At 32.9% G+C, this 16,013-nt stretch carries 15 protein-coding genes; 6 read left to right on the forward strand and 9 right to left on the reverse strand.

All coding sequences use genetic code 11. The annotated features are described in order from the left end of the window. Window positions 1-35: 35 nt before the first annotated feature. Together BUB80_RS16230 and BUB80_RS16235 are read right to left on the reverse strand one after the other, a co-directional pair. Complete coding sequence (locus BUB80_RS16230; RefSeq protein WP_073294920.1) at window positions 36-1,196, reverse strand: efflux RND transporter periplasmic adaptor subunit; 1,161 nt, start codon at window positions 1,194-1,196, stop codon at window positions 36-38. 364 nt (window positions 1,197-1,560) lie between these two features. After that, window positions 1,561-2,157 carry a TetR/AcrR family transcriptional regulator gene (locus BUB80_RS16235; protein ID WP_073294923.1) on the reverse strand — a complete coding sequence of 199 codons (597 nt, stop codon included), beginning with the start codon at window positions 2,155-2,157 and terminating at the stop codon, window positions 1,561-1,563. A gap of 290 nt (window positions 2,158-2,447) precedes the next feature. Here BUB80_RS16235 and BUB80_RS16240 point away from each other — a divergent pair, with 290 nt between their 5' ends. Further along, the gene (locus BUB80_RS16240) at window positions 2,448-3,002 is read left to right on the forward strand and encodes a thioredoxin family protein (RefSeq protein ID WP_073294925.1); all 555 of its coding nucleotides are present in this window, start codon (window positions 2,448-2,450) and stop codon (window positions 3,000-3,002) included. Window positions 3,003-3,306: 304 nt separating this feature from the next. Here the strand turns inward: BUB80_RS16240 and BUB80_RS16245 are convergent, their stop codons facing one another. After that, the gene (locus tag BUB80_RS16245) at window positions 3,307-4,212 is read right to left on the reverse strand and encodes an AraC family transcriptional regulator (protein ID WP_073294928.1); all 906 of its coding nucleotides are present in this window, start codon (window positions 4,210-4,212) and stop codon (window positions 3,307-3,309) included. 122 nt (window positions 4,213-4,334) lie between these two features. On the opposite strand from BUB80_RS16245, the gene BUB80_RS16250 reads away from it, so the two are divergent. From BUB80_RS16250 to BUB80_RS16260, 3 genes are read left to right on the forward strand one after another with little or no spacing between them, the layout of a single operon-like run. Then, window positions 4,335-5,564: an MFS transporter gene (locus BUB80_RS16250; RefSeq protein WP_073294931.1), complete on the forward strand. Its 1,230-nt coding sequence runs from the start codon at window positions 4,335-4,337 to the stop codon at window positions 5,562-5,564. A 5-nt stretch (window positions 5,565-5,569) separates the two neighbouring features. Beyond that, window positions 5,570-7,045 (forward strand): trehalase family glycosidase, encoded by a 1,476-nt coding sequence (locus BUB80_RS16255; protein ID WP_073294934.1) that lies wholly within the window; start codon window positions 5,570-5,572, stop codon window positions 7,043-7,045. A gap of 24 nt (window positions 7,046-7,069) precedes the next feature. Further along, complete coding sequence (locus tag BUB80_RS16260; protein WP_073294941.1) at window positions 7,070-9,538, forward strand: TonB-dependent receptor; 2,469 nt, start codon at window positions 7,070-7,072, stop codon at window positions 9,536-9,538. Window positions 9,539-9,606: 68 nt separating this feature from the next. On the opposite strand, the gene BUB80_RS16265 is transcribed toward BUB80_RS16260, so the two are convergent. Beyond that, entirely contained in the window at window positions 9,607-10,194 is a 588-nt protein-coding gene (locus BUB80_RS16265; protein WP_073294943.1) for a leucine-rich repeat domain-containing protein, read from the reverse strand. Between the two features lie 4 nt (window positions 10,195-10,198). Beyond that, on the reverse strand, window positions 10,199-10,837 hold the full coding sequence (locus BUB80_RS16270) for an MBL fold metallo-hydrolase (protein ID WP_073294945.1): 639 nt from the start codon (window positions 10,835-10,837) through the stop codon (window positions 10,199-10,201). Window positions 10,838-11,115: 278 nt separating this feature from the next. On the opposite strand from BUB80_RS16270, the gene BUB80_RS16275 reads away from it, so the two are divergent. Together BUB80_RS16275 and BUB80_RS16280 are read left to right on the forward strand one after the other, a co-directional pair. Continuing rightward, complete coding sequence (locus BUB80_RS16275; RefSeq protein WP_073294948.1) at window positions 11,116-12,330, forward strand: type IX secretion system plug protein; 1,215 nt, start codon at window positions 11,116-11,118, stop codon at window positions 12,328-12,330. Window positions 12,331-12,334: 4 nt separating this feature from the next. Continuing rightward, window positions 12,335-13,381, forward strand: a complete 1,047-nt coding sequence (locus BUB80_RS16280) for a hypothetical protein (RefSeq protein WP_073294950.1) — start codon at window positions 12,335-12,337, stop codon at window positions 13,379-13,381. Window positions 13,382-13,477: 96 nt separating this feature from the next. Here BUB80_RS16280 and BUB80_RS16285 read toward each other — a convergent pair whose 3' ends face one another. The 4 genes from BUB80_RS16285 to BUB80_RS16300 form a co-directional block, all read right to left on the reverse strand. Next, window positions 13,478-13,738, reverse strand: a complete 261-nt coding sequence (locus BUB80_RS16285; protein ID WP_073294953.1) for a hypothetical protein — start codon at window positions 13,736-13,738, stop codon at window positions 13,478-13,480. Further along, the gene (locus BUB80_RS16290) at window positions 13,738-13,965 is read right to left on the reverse strand and encodes a hypothetical protein (RefSeq protein WP_073294955.1); all 228 of its coding nucleotides are present in this window, start codon (window positions 13,963-13,965) and stop codon (window positions 13,738-13,740) included. Before BUB80_RS16290 ends, BUB80_RS16285 begins: the two co-directional genes overlap by 1 nt. Before the next feature lie 564 nt (window positions 13,966-14,529). After that, on the reverse strand, window positions 14,530-15,552 hold the full coding sequence (hemH, locus tag BUB80_RS16295; RefSeq protein WP_073294958.1) for a ferrochelatase: 1,023 nt from the start codon (window positions 15,550-15,552) through the stop codon (window positions 14,530-14,532). Beyond that, a complete protein-coding gene (locus BUB80_RS16300; protein ID WP_073294961.1) occupies window positions 15,552-16,007 on the reverse strand; it encodes a hypothetical protein in 456 nt (151 codons plus the stop codon). Before BUB80_RS16300 ends, hemH begins: the two co-directional genes overlap by 1 nt. Window positions 16,008-16,013: the final 6 nt, after the last annotated feature.

Genomic DNA, 16,013 nt, shown 5'->3' on the forward strand with positions numbered 1-16,013 from the left:
TTATTTATTTAAGTCTTCTGTATTAGTAAAGATGTCTACAAAGGTTTTGCTTTGAACAGGCTGTCAGAAGAGATGGCTTTCGGTTGTATTGAAGCGCCGTCTTTTAAGCTGCCCAATCCTGTATATACAATCTTGTCACCTACAGAAATTCCTTCAGAGATGAAGTAATAACTATCTGTTTTTCCAGAGATGGTTACTGGTTTGCTGGTTACTTTTTTATCCTTTCCTAGGATATATACATAGGTTTTATCCTGAATCTCAAAAGTAGATTCTTGTGGAATAACTACTACATTACTAAGAAGTTGAGGTAAACGTACTCTTCCTGTGTTACCTGTTCTTAAGGCTCCGTGAGCATTAGGGAATACGGCACGTACGCTGATGGCTCCTGTACTTTTGTCAAACTGACCATCCACAATACTCATTTTACCTTTTTGAGGATACGTACTGTTGTCTGCAATCACTAAGTCTACCATCGGCATGTTTCTTAGTTTTTCTTCTAGTGTAGCTCCGGGATATTTATTTTGAAAAGCAATAAAATCCAGTTCACTTAAAGAGAAGTAGGCGTAGATCTCGCTGATATCAGATAATAAAGTCAAAGGACTAGGATCTGTTCTTGAAATCAAGCTTCCTTTTTTGTAAGGAATTCTTCCGATATAACCGCTTACAGGAGCTGTTATTGTAGTGAATCCTACATTAATTTTAGCACTTCCAATAGAAGCTTTTGCCTGAGATGCGGCTGCAACAGCGGCTGCATAATTTGCTTTTGCCGTTTTCATTTGTACATCAGAAACAACTTTAGCGGCTACTAGAGGTTGAAGTCTGTCAACTTCCACTTTAGCTTTTTGGATATTAGCATTGGCAACTTGTAAATTAGCCTGAGCCATATTCATTTGTTCACCATAAGCTCTTGAATCTATTTTGAATAACGGTTGTCCCGCTCTTACAAAAGAACCTTCTTCCACGTATATTCTATCTAGATAACCGTCTACTTGTGATCTTATTTCTACATTATTTTTCCCTTCTAGAGCAGTCGGGAATTCCTGATATGTTGTAGCTGGAGAGGTGATCACGGTATAGACCGGCAATTCTGGTGCAGGAGGAGCTTGGTTTCCACCTTCAGCTGCCTTCGTGCAATTTTGTAAAAGGATAATACTAGAGATAAGTACAATAATCCTTGTTTTTCCAGGTATTTTCATTTTAAGTTTAAATTTTTAATGAAGTATTGAATTAAATATGATTGTTTTTGTTTATTGTTCTGTTAATTTTTCTAACGGTGTTAATATTAAGTTCAAAAAAAATTAAAGAATTATTAATGAGTAGTTAAATTGTTATTCCCATAATTGTTATTGTTTTAATGTTGGTTTTAAATACAGAGATGGAGTATTTAGTGTTATTTTTCCTAACGCTGTTAATGGTAAGGGAAAAAAATAGCAAGAATTAATGTTATGAAGTCATTTTTCATTTTAGAGTATTTTATTTTTTAATTTAAAAAAAATTGAATAATGTTAATTATTCCATGTTACTTTTCCTAACGGTGTTAATTTTTGGTTCAAAAAAAAATTACAAAGATTTAACAAAAGCCGAAACTGTTTCATCTAAAGTTGTTTTGTTCATCGTAGAAGGAATATCGTCATTTCGCATCATCATAATAGAGATCAAACCATGTACCGCTGAAAATAAAGCGTGAGAGGAGTGACAGGCATTATCAGGATTTGAACCTTTTTTCTTAATGATTTCATAAGTGCAATCATATATCATATCCTGAAATGAAGAAAATTCTTCTTTCATCAACCCTTTTCCGCTGCATTGCATTCCCAACCCAAACATTAATTGGTAGTACTCTTTATTTTTAAAAGCGAATTTCCAGTAAGCATCAACAATTGCTGTAATTTGCTCTTCTGGAGTGTCATGTTTTTTCTGAGCTTTTAATAATTCTATATGTAAACAATGGAAACCATTTAAAGAAATTTCGTACAAAATAGCTTCTTTGTTTTCAAAGTAATCGTAAACTACAGGTGCACTATATTCTATGGCATCTGCAATTTTTCGAATTGAAAGGGAGCCCCAACCTTCCGTTTTTGCCAAAGAAAAAGCCGCATCCAAAATATTGGCACGTATTGATTCTTTTTCTCTTTGACGACGTTCATGTAAGCCCATGATTTTTATTTACTAACAGTGTTAGCAAAACTACAAACTTTTAAGTATATCTTCCAAATGTTATTTTGTTTTTAAATTCTAAGTAAGGATTTTAAAGAACTTATAAATAGGTCGGATGTTGGAGGAATGGGAGTTTTAACTCACTAATTTAAAATTATTGTAAAAGCTGATGTGTTTAATAGTCTATTTCAATTAAATCATAATTATTTTAGAATATGCAGTTTCCCACTTCAAGCTTCTTTATTATATACCAAAAGAAATTTTTATCTTTGTGCACAAATAAAAAAGATATGAATACTCCCTCAAATATGTTGGCATTAGGTACAAAAGCTCCTTTTTTTGAGCTTCCAAACCCGTCAAAAAGTAATGAAATTCAGTCATTGGATGATTTGAAAGGTGAAAAAGGAACATTGGTGATGTTTATTTGCAACCATTGTCCGTTCGTTCTTCATGCGATTGATAAATTGAATGAATTGTATGAAGACTATAATGAAAGAGGAATAGAATTCATTGCTATTAATGCTAATGATGTTGAAAAATATCCTGCTGATTCTCCAGAGAAAATGATAGAATTCCAAATCGAGAAGAATTTTGATTTTCCTTATTTATATGACGAGAGCCAAGCGGTTGCAAAAGCATATGAAGCTGCATGTACTCCGGATTTCTTTTTCTTTGATGAAAAATTAGATCTTATTTATAGAGGGCAAATGGATGATTCAAGACCTGGAAATAATAAAGATATAACAGGTGAAGATTTAATTATTGCTTTTGAAAATCTTTTATTAGGTGAGCCTCAGGAAGATATCCAGAGACCAAGCATGGGATGTAATATCAAATGGAAATAGTCATAGATTATCACTAGATAATTTTACTCACAAAATACAAGCCGTTCTTTTAGTAGAACGGCTTTTTTTATTTGTTATTGATAATCTTGCTGTTATAGGCTTTTGTGAAAGTTATCCACAATGCAATCCACGAGTTATCCACATTTGTTTGTTGATAAGTATCCGATTGTAAAAAATATGGATCACTTTTATTGATAAATTGTTAGTAAAATTAATTTTTAAAAGTCTTAAAATTAATAACTTATTTACTAATTTGTAAGTTATCCACAATTTTATCCACAGACTTATCCACAATAATGTTATTTTAAAATGTAGCTATTATTTTATGGGTATCATCAATTTTAAAATCTATCTTCATTTTATTATGAGAGTAATTCTTAATGAACTCAGACGGGGTCTTTTCTGTGTACTTTTTAAACATCCTATTGAAATACGTTACATTATTAAAGCCACAGCTATAGCTACATTCTGAAATACTTTTATCTTGAGTCATTAATAAACAGGCTTTGTTGATGCGGTATCGATTCACAAATTCTGTAAAAGTAATCTGAGTTGCCTTTTTAAAAAAGTTGCAGAAAGCGGGTAGTGTGAGGTTGGCAAGTTTAGCAACGTTTTCAATATTGATCTCCTGATCGTAATGATGTTCTACATAGGTAAAGATGTTTTCCAGGCGGGTTTTATTTTTTGAGATAATGGTGTAGGGCATGATTTCTTTATTCAAGAGTTCATAATCTTTACATGTAGAAAGTTCAAAAAGAATATCTAATAACAATAGGTATCTTTTGTATCCTTCGGATTCCAGCATTAATTTTAGCTTGGGAAGCATTGCTTTTTTGATCTTACTGTGGAATTGAATCCCATACTTTGAAAGTTCCAATAAATCTTTGATAGATTTTGCTCCAACTTCCTGCTCGGGAAATTGCAAGATATCTTCTTTAAACTGTAAAACAATTTCTTCATGCGGATCAATCGAGTTTAATCCAAATCCCGAATGTGGGATATTGGAACCAATAAGAACTAAATCTCCATTAGAATAATTGCTTTTATGATAGCCAACATGGCGGGTTCCGCTTCCTGAAATTACGCACACTAATTCTATTTCCGGATGATAATGGTATTGCCATTTGAATTCAGAAATAGGGGAGTTATTGTGAATTGTGCGAAAAGAGCTTTCCTCGTCGGGGATTACTCGTTCAAAAGTAACTTTCATTCAGTTAATCGTATTTTATTAGCTAAAATAATAATTATATTAATATAGTTCAAGTATTTATTTACTGTGTTAAATTAATGTTAAGCTAAATGCTTATATCTTAGCCACCAAGAAATTATTTAATGAGAAATTTCAATATAAAGGCCATTTTATTTTTAAACTATTTCGTTTTTGCAATTCTTTTGAATTCTGTAGGAACGGTAATATTACAAATGCAGCAGAATTTCGGGATTTCGAAATCTTCTGCCAGTGTTTTGGAAGGTTTTAAAGATCTTCCGATTGCAATTTGTTCCTTTATTTTAGCATCATTTTTACCGAGAATTGGTATTAAAAACTCTATGCTTATCGCGCTTTTTTTGGTGAGTTGCATGTGTTTTGTAATGCCTTTTTCAAGTGCTTTTTGGTTTTTTAAATTGCTTTTTGCTATTGTGGGAGTTTCTTTTGCATTAATAAAAATTTCTGTTTTTACTTCAATTGGGTTAGTAACGGAAACTGATAAAGAACACGCAAGTTTCATGGGCTTTCTGGAAGGTTTCTTTATGGTAGGGGTTTTGGCGGGAAATGTGCTCTTTAGTTTATTTATTGATGATCATAACCCAAAATCTACTCATTGGCTTAATGTCTATTGGGTGTTGGGAGCACTTTCTGTATTGTCATTCTTATTTCTTTTCTTTTCTAAATTGAATGAAAGTGAAGTGAAAAGTGAAAAAACAGATTTACTGGGTGATATTAAAAACAGTATTAGCTTATTCAGTTATAAAAAAGTATTATTCTTTTTACTGTGCGCCTTTCTTTTTGTATTGGTAGAGCAGAGTTTTCAAACATGGACACCTACTTTTTATAAAGAAATCTTAAAAGTTCCTACTTCGATGAGTATTCAGGCGGGAGCTGTTTTGGCAGGAGCTTTTGCATTGGGAAGATTTTTATCCGGATTTTTCTCAAAGAAATTCAGTTGGATTTATGTTGTTTCCTTTTGTGTGGTAGGTTTTGCAATAAGCATTCTGCTGGTATTACCCTTAACTCACAATATTAATATTAGCGCAGGAACCAATTGGTTAAATGCTCCGCTTGTGGTGTATTTGTTTCCATTGATGGGAGGGTTGCTGGCTCCTATTTACCCAAGTATCAACTCTGTGATTTTAGCTTCTATTCCTAAGTATTTACATAGCGCGATGGCGGGCTTAATTGTAGTTTTTTCTGCTATTGGAGGGACTATAGGCTCTATAGTTACTGGTTTTGTATTTGAGGAGTTCAGTGGGCAGCAAGCATTTTACCTGTCGTTAATCCCTCTTTCTTTATTGATAGTTTCGGCTATTATCATGAGTAAATTAAAAATAAACCCTAAAAAATAAACAAAATGAACAATCAACTTTATATACAGGAAATTCAGGCTCTTTTTGAGGATATCCAAAGGTCAAAAATTTTTGAAGATCAAAAAACAATGACAGATGCTGTTCCTTTATTTCCTGTTTCTGAAATCAATGAAAAATATGATAATGAAAAAAATGCGGAAGGTTTTGATTTGAAGGGATTTGTATTGTCGAATTTTGATTTTCTAGGAGCTAAAATTTCTATTAAAAGAGAAGAACGGTTGCTAATTGAGATTCATATTGAAAAACTTTGGGACGAATTAACCCGTACCGCTTACGAAGCAAAAGGAACACTTTTGAAACTCCCGAAGCCTTATATTGTTCCTGGGGGGAGATTTAATGAGTTTTTTTATTGGGACAGCTATTTTATAATGCTTGGATTACAGGTTTCCGGAAGAGTGGAAATGATGGAGAATATTGTTGAAAACTGTTCTTATCTCATTCAGACAGTAGGATTTGTACCTAATGCTAGCCGAACTCATTTCTTGAGCCGTTCTCAGCCTCCTTATTTTTCTTTGATGCTTGATTTGCTTTTTGAAACAACAGGTAATGAAGAAATTTATACTCAATATCACGATACTTTAGAGAAAGAATATGCTTTCTGGATGGATGGTGAGGAAGGCTTAGAAAAAGATTCAAGCAGTAAAAGGGTGATAAAAACTAAAGATGGCGATATTCTAAATAGATATTATGACGCAGAAAATACGCCTCGCCCTGAAAGTTATTTAATTGATATTGAAGATCATGAAAATGCTTCCAGTGAAGAATTTTACAGAAATATTAGAAGCGGATGTGAGTCTGGTTGGGATTTTTCCAGCAGATGGTTTGCGGATGGTGAAACAATACAGACTATAGAAACATTGAATCTTTCTGAGGTAGATCTTAATTGCCTGTTGTGGCATTTAGAAAAAACATTGGCGAAATCTTCTGCACTTCAGGGATTAACGGAAAGGGAAAATTATTTTATTGCAAGGGCTAAAAATAGAAAGCAGGCAATTGATACTTATTTCTGGGATGGATATATTTATAAAGATTATCATACGAAAAAGCATGCTAAAACTGCCTCTGAGCATATTTGTACGCTTTATCCTTTGTTTTTAGGTTTGGCAAGTGAGGAGCAGGCTAAAGTTGTTGCAGGAACTATTGCGGAAAAGTTTCTTTACCAAGGAGGGCTTGTTACCACGACTAAAAAAACTATTCAACAATGGGATTTTCCTAATGCTTGGGCGCCATACCAATGGTTAGGATTTAAAGGAATGAAAAATTATGGCTTTGATGAACTTGCTGATAAAATTAAAAATAATTGGTGCTCCAATGTTGAAAGAGTGTACGATAACACAGGTAAATTGATGGAGAAATACAATGCGCTGGATATTGAAACAGTTGCTGGAGGTGGAGAATATCCAAATCAGGATGGCTTTGGCTGGACAAACGGAGTTTATCTGAAATTAAAACAAAACTAAACAAAAATAAAATCATTTACGGCTATGAAAAATAAATCAATCTTTTTGATTGCGGGTATTGCTACGCTTTATTTCAACAATGCCTATGCTCAGGAAACTCCAAAGGTTCAGGACTCTACGAGGTCTGCATCTATTGAGCAAGTTGTAATTACAGGGAATTCTAGTCCTAAGAAGAAAATAGAATCGAGTACAGCTATTTCTACATTTAGTGCAAAGGAAATCCAGAAACAAAACCCGATAAGTGCGGCGGCTTTACTGCAGAGAGTTCCGGGATTCGCTGTTGAAACTTCAGGAGGTGAAGTGGGAAATAATCTTTTTGCTAGAGGTATTCCTTCGGCGGGAGCTTATGAATTTGTACAGGTACAGGAAGATGGCTTACCGGTCTTTGAAGATGGTGCTTTGCAATTTGCTAATGCAGATAATTTCTTCCGTGTAGATAATTCGGTAAGTAGGCTAGAGGCATTAAGAGGGGGTTCAGGATCTATTTTTGCAACCAATTCTCCTGGTGGTTTAATTAACTTTATTACCAAAGAAGGGACTAATGATTTTAGAGGAACGGCAAAATTAGAAACCAGTACCTACGGATTGATGCGTACAGATGTGAATCTTGGAGGTGCACTGGTTAAAGATAAATTATTTTTCAACGTCGGAGGTTTCTATAGAACGGATGATGGAATTAGAAAAACAGGCTTCAAAGCTAACCAAGGTGGGCAAATCAGAATGAATCTTAAGTATGTTTTTGATAAAGGATACGCTAAAGTGTATTATAAAAAATTAGATGATAGAAATACATTCTACCTTCCTATTCCTTTAACTCAGGACGGAGATAAATTGAAGGCTTTTCCTGGTTTTGATCCAAATTACGGAACGTACAGTTACAGAGGAATTAGTCAGTTAAATATTCCTCAAGCAGGAGGTGGATTTTTTAAAAGAAACTTAGAAGATGGGATTCATCCGAAAGTTGATGTTTTAGGAGCTGAATTTAAATATGATTTGGGAAATAACTTCTCTGTTTTAAACAAAACGAGATATACCAATATCAATATGAATTATACTGGGATTTTCCCAGCAGGTGCTCCACAGACTGCAGGTGGTTTTGCGAATAAACCTGTAGAGAAAGGAGGGGCTGGAATTATAGGAAATAATTATCAATATTCTTTAGTGAGTAATGGTGCTATTGTAAATCCTGATTATGTTCAGAAATTAGGTTTCTGGGCTATTGACAAACAAATGAACAATTTTGTAAATGATTTACAGTTCAATTATAAATTTGATAAAGGAAATGTGACGGCAGGTTTCTATAAATCAAACTGGAAATCAAACCAACAATGGAACTGGAGTAATATTTTAACCACTGCGTCAGACAGACCTGAACTTCTTAATTTAGTAGATACTTCTTTAACACCTAATTCTCCAGGGTATTCTAAAACATATAACGGCGTTACCGATATGTCTTTCTTAATGAGGGATTCTCAGGTGCAGGGTAGTTTGAATGATCTTTATTTGAATTTAGATTATAATATTACAGACAATTTGAGTTTCAATGGTGGAATTCGTTATAGCCGTGATTTCTATAAAGGATATGGAGTGAATACAACCACTTCAAACTTAAATAATTCGGGATTAACAACGGATGGTACTCATAGTTTCCTAACAACAACAGCAGATGATAATATGGCTGTCTTAGGAAATAAATATACATATTGGAACTATGATGTAAACAGGGTTTCTTTTACTACTGCGATGAACTATAAAATTAATAGTGAAAATGCTGTATATGCGCGTTTTTCTAATGGTTTCAGATCTCCAAATGAAGAATCTTACTATAATAATATGACAGATTTAGGTAAGATTAAACCGGTAACAACAAATCAGTTGGAAATTGGATATAAATATTATTCAAGAACGTTTGATATCGGAGTGATTCCTTTCTACTCTGCCTTAAAAAATCTATCGTTTACGGATGTTTTCTCTGATGGAACTTCAGAAAATAAATTTGCAAATACAACAAATATCGGAGTAGAATTGGAAGGGTATGCAAGATTGTTCAATAACTTCTTGGAAGTAACTTTCAATGGAACATTCCAAAACCCAAAATATAAAGATTTTAGAGGAACTAATGCCGATAAAACAACGTTCGATTATGATGGAAATTTAGTAAGAAGAATGCCTAAATTCTATTTTAATATTTCTCCAGCAGTAAATATTACAAAACAATGGAGAGCATATGTAAGTATGAATTATTATGGAAAGCGTTTCCAGGATGAAGCAAATAGCGTAGATAATACCTTGCCATCATTTACGGAATTTGGAGCGGGAACTTCTTATCAGTTAGGTAAAATTAGATTTGCTATTGATGGAACTAACGTCTTCAATACAATTGGTATTACTGAAGGGGATCCAAGATCTCCATTAACAGGAAGTGGTGATATCAGAATGGCAAGACCAATTATGGGTGCAGCTGCAAGAGCATCAATTTCATTTGATTTCTAAAACAACTTAGTTTTTTCATAAATTGATAAAACCGTCAGAAAATCTCTGACGGTTTTTATTGTGACAAATTATATCTTAGTTTTTCTCATTGCTTTTTTCAAATTTTCCAAATCATCATCTTCAAATTTTCTTGAACCAGATAAACTTATTTCTTTTAAATTATTGGGAAATAGATCAGGGTTAAGGTCTGTTAGTTTTGTACTACAAAGTCCTAGAAATCTTAAGCTTGACATTTGGTTGAGGGTTTTAGGTAGTTTCTTCAATTCACAGTTTTCAATACGTAGTGTTTTTAGATTATTTAACTGCATTATTGTATCGGGAATTGAATCTATGTCATTTCCTCTAACCATTAAATATTTTAATGATTTTATTTGAGTGAGCCATTCAGGAAAAGTTCTAAACGGAAGGTTTAGAAGCCATATTTTTTTTAATTTTTTTAGACTGGCGATTTCTTCCGGAAGTTCAAAGTTATCCAAATCATATATAGAAGGATCAGCCTGAATTTCTAGTGTTCTTAAGTTGATGAATTGTGAAAAAATAGCACCTTTATCCTTTAAGTTGTATTCTATAAATAATAGGCTTAGTTTTTTACAATTCTTTGGATTTTGAATTGCATCACTTAATGATGAAAATTTAGTTTTTTTAAAGAGATACATTTTTTTACTTCAAAAACGGATTATGTTGCTTCTCAAAACCGATTGACGTAGGGTTTCCATGACCTGAAAAAACTTGTGTTTCATCATCTAAAATGAAAAGTTTTGTTTTAATTCCATCAATTAATTGATCGTAATTTCCTTTGTAAAGATCGGTTCTTCCGATGCTTCCTTCAAAAAGAACGTCACCCGAGATCATGAAATTTTGATTTTCATTATGATAAACCACACTTCCTGGAGAATGTCCCGGAACGTGATAGATTTTGAATTTTTCTCCATCCAATTCTAATTCATCACCTTCATGTACGTATTCTACTTCTACTTTTACGGGCTCAATTTGAAAACCGAATCTCATTCCGCTTGCTTGGAGCATGTCCAATACTTCCTGATCATCCTTGTGTAAGCTCACGGGAACTTTAAATGTGTCATGAGCCCATTGTAAACCCAAAACATGGTCAATGTGAGCGTGTGTTAGTAATATTTTCTGAATCTTTAATTCGTTTTCTGTAATGAAAGAATCAATCGCTTTTGTTTCCTGTTCATTCATGTTTCCTGGATCAATTAACCAGGCATTTTTATTTTCATTATAAATGATATAGGTGTTTTCGCTTGCAAAGTTGAATACGAAGCCTTGAATTTGAAGCATATGCTGAATGTTTTTATGAATACAAATTTAACCACAAAAGTTTTGGTTTAAAACATTTTAATTAATTTTTAATTTGAATATATTTTAAAAAGATACTTTGGCTTCGCTTAGTGTGATATCTCTACAAATTTACCGTTAAATAAGGCGATTAGTGTTAGAGCTGTTATGCTGGGCGAAGTCGAAGCATCTATTATTTTTAATGTTAAAAAATCAATTCAATTTAATAAAGATCTTAACCTTTTGTGGTTTAAAAATGATTTTTCGTTATCTTCGTCATAATGAAAACTTTGCGCATACTTTTACTTTCTTTGAGTGGTTTGGTTTTTGGACAAAACATCCAAAGTATACAATTGTTCAACCCACAGACGAACGATGAAACTCCGGTGATTAACTTTAATCAGAAATTGGTTTTGAGTTTTGATGACCTTACCAATTCTAGTGATATTTTTAGGTATACTCTTAAACATTATGACAGAAATTGGAATGATGATAATCTTTTTTTTACAGAGTTTGCTAATGGAAGCTTGAATGATTTAATTGATAAATTTCAATATTCGTTCAATACGTTACAGCCTTATACGCATTACACATTAACGTTTCCTAATGATAAAATACAGCCAAAGGTTTCAGGGAATTTTGAGCTGATTGTGTATAAAGATTCTGTAGATAAGCCCCTTTTTAAAAGAAGATTTTATCTTGTTGAAGACAATGCCAGCTTAGGATTGAATATTTCAAGAGTGGCAGATGCAAGAAATCCAAATGTGAACCAAAGAGTAGAAGTGCAGGCGATTTCAAAAGGGGGAGATCTTTCATCAAATGTAAATTCAATGAGTTTGAATGTGATGCAGAATAACAACCCGAATGTAACAATTAATAATCTAAAACCAAGTGCCACTTTAGGAAATAAATTGCTGTTCCAGCAGATGAGTCTTGCTTTTCCTGGGAATAATGAATTTTATTATTTCGATAATAAAAATATGAATATTGCAGCAGATATGGTGGGTAACACGGAATTGAAAGATGGAGTAAATCAAACCTATCTTCATCCGGTTTGGGCTTTTCCTCTGAATTATCAATATCAACCAGACGTAAACGGAGCTTGGTATTACAGAAGAAATGATATGGGGCTTGAAAGAAATGCAGAAAGAGAGGCGGATTATTCTTGGGTATATTTTTCTTTAGAATCTGATCCTGTGGATAAAGAAATTTATGTGTTGGGTGGATTTAATAATTTTATACCTAGCAAAGAAAATCAAATGCAGTATGATGAAGCGGGTAAAAGGTATGTGGCCAAAATATTTCTAAAACAAGGTTTTTACAATTATGTTCTGGCGACGAAAGAAGCTAATGGCCCATTGAATTTCGGGGAGGTTAACGGAAACTTCTGGCAAACAGAAAACCTGTATCAGGCCTTTTTATATTATGCTCCTTTTGGGAGAAGTTATGATGGTTTGATGGGGTATGGAGAGTTTAGAACTCCTGTAAGAAAATAATTAAATGAGTAGATCTATATACTTATTTTTAATTCTTTTAGTTTTTATATCATGCAAAAAAGAGTATGAAGTCGAGGATTTCAGAAAAGAATTAAGACCATATTTAGCTAGGCTTTCAAAAGAAAAGTTTGTTCCTGTTTCTGATACAATGGCGAAGAGTTTTTTAGAAAAGAATGCAAAAAAAGATGAGTTGATTAAGCTTATGGACGCTAAAAATCCATTACTGAGAGTAATTGCTTACAGAGCCATAGTAAATAAAAGTGAACCTGAATATTTTGATTTGTTAATTAAGCATCTAGATGATACCGCTAAGGTAACTTGGCAATACTATGAAGATGCGAGTGGGGTTTTTACTGTTTCAGATTTGATGATAAGAAAAGCTTATGATGAAAATGGGTTATCACCAATTCAAAAAAAATATCTTGTAGAGAAAGTTTTATTAGAGTATCCATTTCTTGATGTTTCTAATTGGATGATAAAAGATGTAGATGCAAATGAAAAATATTATAATTTAATTAAGTATAAAAGTAAGGTTGAAAACGAAGATAAGTGTGGTGATCAGTTGATAGCTTGCTATGCCTTGAGCAAGTTTAATAAGAAAGAAGATGTCAATTTTTTATATAATGTCTTTCATAATAGTATAAATGGATACTGTGTTGAATCAATTTTTAAAAGCATTGAAGCATTCCCGGATAAAATCTTTTTTAAGTTGTTAAAGGATTACTTTGAAAAGAATATTAAAAATAAGCTTACCTCAAAGGAAAATATTACAGATGACGTTCTGTATTTTGCTAGAGCTGTTGCATCATATGAAAATAAAGATGCGTTAGATATGTTAAAGTATATAGAACAAAATAATACTTATATCAATCGTCCTGCTTGGCCACCTAGTAACAAAATATATGTTTTAAAAGCTGTAACCATTCATTATAATAAAATCTACGATGAGTTAATCAAAAAAATTAAGAATGAAATGAATGATTGCGACTTAAAGAATTTGGGATTCAGTAATTATGAGCTTTTAGAAAATAATGACAAAAAAGATTGGTAAATTTAAATACTAAAAAACCTTATAGGTATCAACGCCTATAAGGTTCTATAAAATAGTCTTGAAAAATGTGTTGAATATTGTATTTAATCATTTTTTTTAATTGATCTCTTTGAAAATTGCAGTGATAAATAAGCTTTTTTCATTTTCAAAAATATAATGAATGTGAACAGGAAAGTTTTGCATAGTCATTTGCAGATGTTCTTCTTCTTCAAGATTTTCGGGATTTTCTACAATCTGTTTGATTGATTCTTTTAAGTCTTCCAAAAAATACGCTCCTTTATGTTCTTTTTCAGCATTAAAAACCCTTATAAGAAGTCTTATATCATTTTTTGCAATAGAAGATAATAGAACTTTCATTAGGTGAAGCTATTTTCCAATTCAGAAATATTTTCATAGAAATCTAGTTTTGTTCTGGGATTCTCGTTATGAAACTGAATTCGATATAAAACTTCATCCATTTGAAACTGGGGAATGGAAAATCTACTTTGTGATTCTAACTTTTCTACCATTCTTGCCAAAGTTTGAAGCAATTCTGGAGAAAAACTTTCTATTTTGTGTTTTAAAATTTCGGCAGTTGCATTCATCATTTTAATTTTTAAGGTTAATGATGTTGTTTTGATAGGGTAAAGGTAATTAAAATAATTAAATTTGAAATATTTATTGAAAATAACAGGGGTGTTGTTTGGGGTTTAATATTTAATTTAAATTTTTTGCTTGAAAATAAGGGGTGTTGTTGAAAAAAATGCTTTTATTTTTTATTTGAAGCTTTTTCCAGCTTTCCGCTATATCTTTTGGGTTACGGGCTCTGCTTCGCTTCGCCCGCAACCCAAAAGGATGCCGCTGCAATCCGGGCTAGGGCTGTAGTGGCTCTTTCAACATCTGCCATTTCGAACCGAAGGTGAAGCAATCTCATAAAAGATGTAGTGAAAAATATATGCTTCGACTCTGCTTAGCATGACATTGCTACAAATTACCGTAAAATAAAACGGTTAGTATTAGAGCTGTCATCTTTAGCGGAGTCGAAGCATCCATTAAATACATAGTACAAAGCCAGATTTTATTCCAAAATAGAAGCAGTTGGAATTCCCGACAACGCAAACCAATATTTAAACAAAAAAATAACCTCCGTTTCCGAAGGTTACTATATTTTAAACGAGATAAAATTCATTGAGTTTTTCCTCACACAAAGTTTTTACAACTTCTATCCAGCGGTCTTCATCATTTAGGCATGGGATATAATGGAAATTTTCTCCACCTCCGTGTAGGAACTGTTCTTTTCCTTCCACTGAAATCTCTTCCAGGGTTTCCAAACAATCAGAAACGAAAGCCGGACAAACAATAGCCAGGTTTTTCACTCCTTTTTTACCGATACTTTCCAAAGTTTCGTCGGTGTAAGGTTCCATCCATTTGTCGTTTCCTAATCTTGACTGAAACGTAACCATTACTTTTTCTTTTGGTAATCCTAATTTTTTAATAACAGAATTGGTCACGTCAAAACATTGATGGCGATAACAAAACTGATGACTAGGATTATTTTCACGAGAACAGCAATCGTTTAAATTACATGTTTTTGTAGGATCGGTTTTATAAATGTGCCTTTCCGGAACTCCGTGATAAGAGAACTGTAAAGCATCGAAGTTTTCAGGAAGTTTTTCTCTGATACTTTCCGCCAGACAATCGGTGTAGATCTCTCTATTGTAAAAAGGCTGAATATAATTGATCTTTATATTTGGGAAGCTCTTTTTTCTAACTTCTTCTGCCTTATCAATAACCGTTTCCGTTGTACTCATTGCGTATTGCGGGTACAATGGGAAAAGCACGATTTCGGTAACACCTTGATCAACTAATTTCTGAATTCCAGCTTCAATACTTGGCTGAGCATATCTCATCCCGATTTCAACAGGAACATCCACCAGTTTTTGAAGCTTCTTCTGAATTTTTTCAGTGATTACAATCAAGGGTGAGCCTTGTTCTGTCCAAACCGTTTTATAAGCTTCTGCAGATTTTGCAGGTCTTGTATTTAAAATAATTCCACGCACTAAAAGTGCTCGAAAAATCCAACGATAATCAATTACCTTTTCGTCCATCAGGAATTCGTCAAGATATTCCTTTACATCATTTACCGCCGTTGATCTTGGTGAGCCAAGATTTACTAATAGAATTCCCTTCATTATTTATTTAGATTTTCCAGTTGTCCATCAACAGTCGGACCATAGTTTTTCTTTAAGTGAAAAATATACACTTCTCTGGCAAGCATTTCCTCATCTTTTGTTATTCCAAAAGAAGCAAGGTATTTATCGTCTTTCTCAGAGATTATTTTGGTGAACAGCGCAAAATATTCTTCAGGGTGTTCACTTAGGAAATTTTCTCCTTTTGATTTTTTTATTTCCTCCTGAGTTTCTTTGTCAAGCTTATAATAATAGTGAACATAATAATCCAGGAAATTCGTATTCTTTTTATTAAGCTTATCAAAAACAACATCCATCTTTTGAAGGCTGTCCTTGGCTAATTTAGATTTCACAAGATCCTCATGAAATCCGAGATTGATATTAGAATGTGACTCAGCTTCTTTCTTGCATGAAAGAATACTTATACTGAAACAAATTAAAAGAAGAAATATTCTCATATTTAA

It is taken from the genome of Chryseobacterium polytrichastri (assembly GCF_900142445.1).
GTDB classification, from domain to species: Bacteria; Bacteroidota; Bacteroidia; order Flavobacteriales; family Weeksellaceae; genus Chryseobacterium; species Chryseobacterium polytrichastri.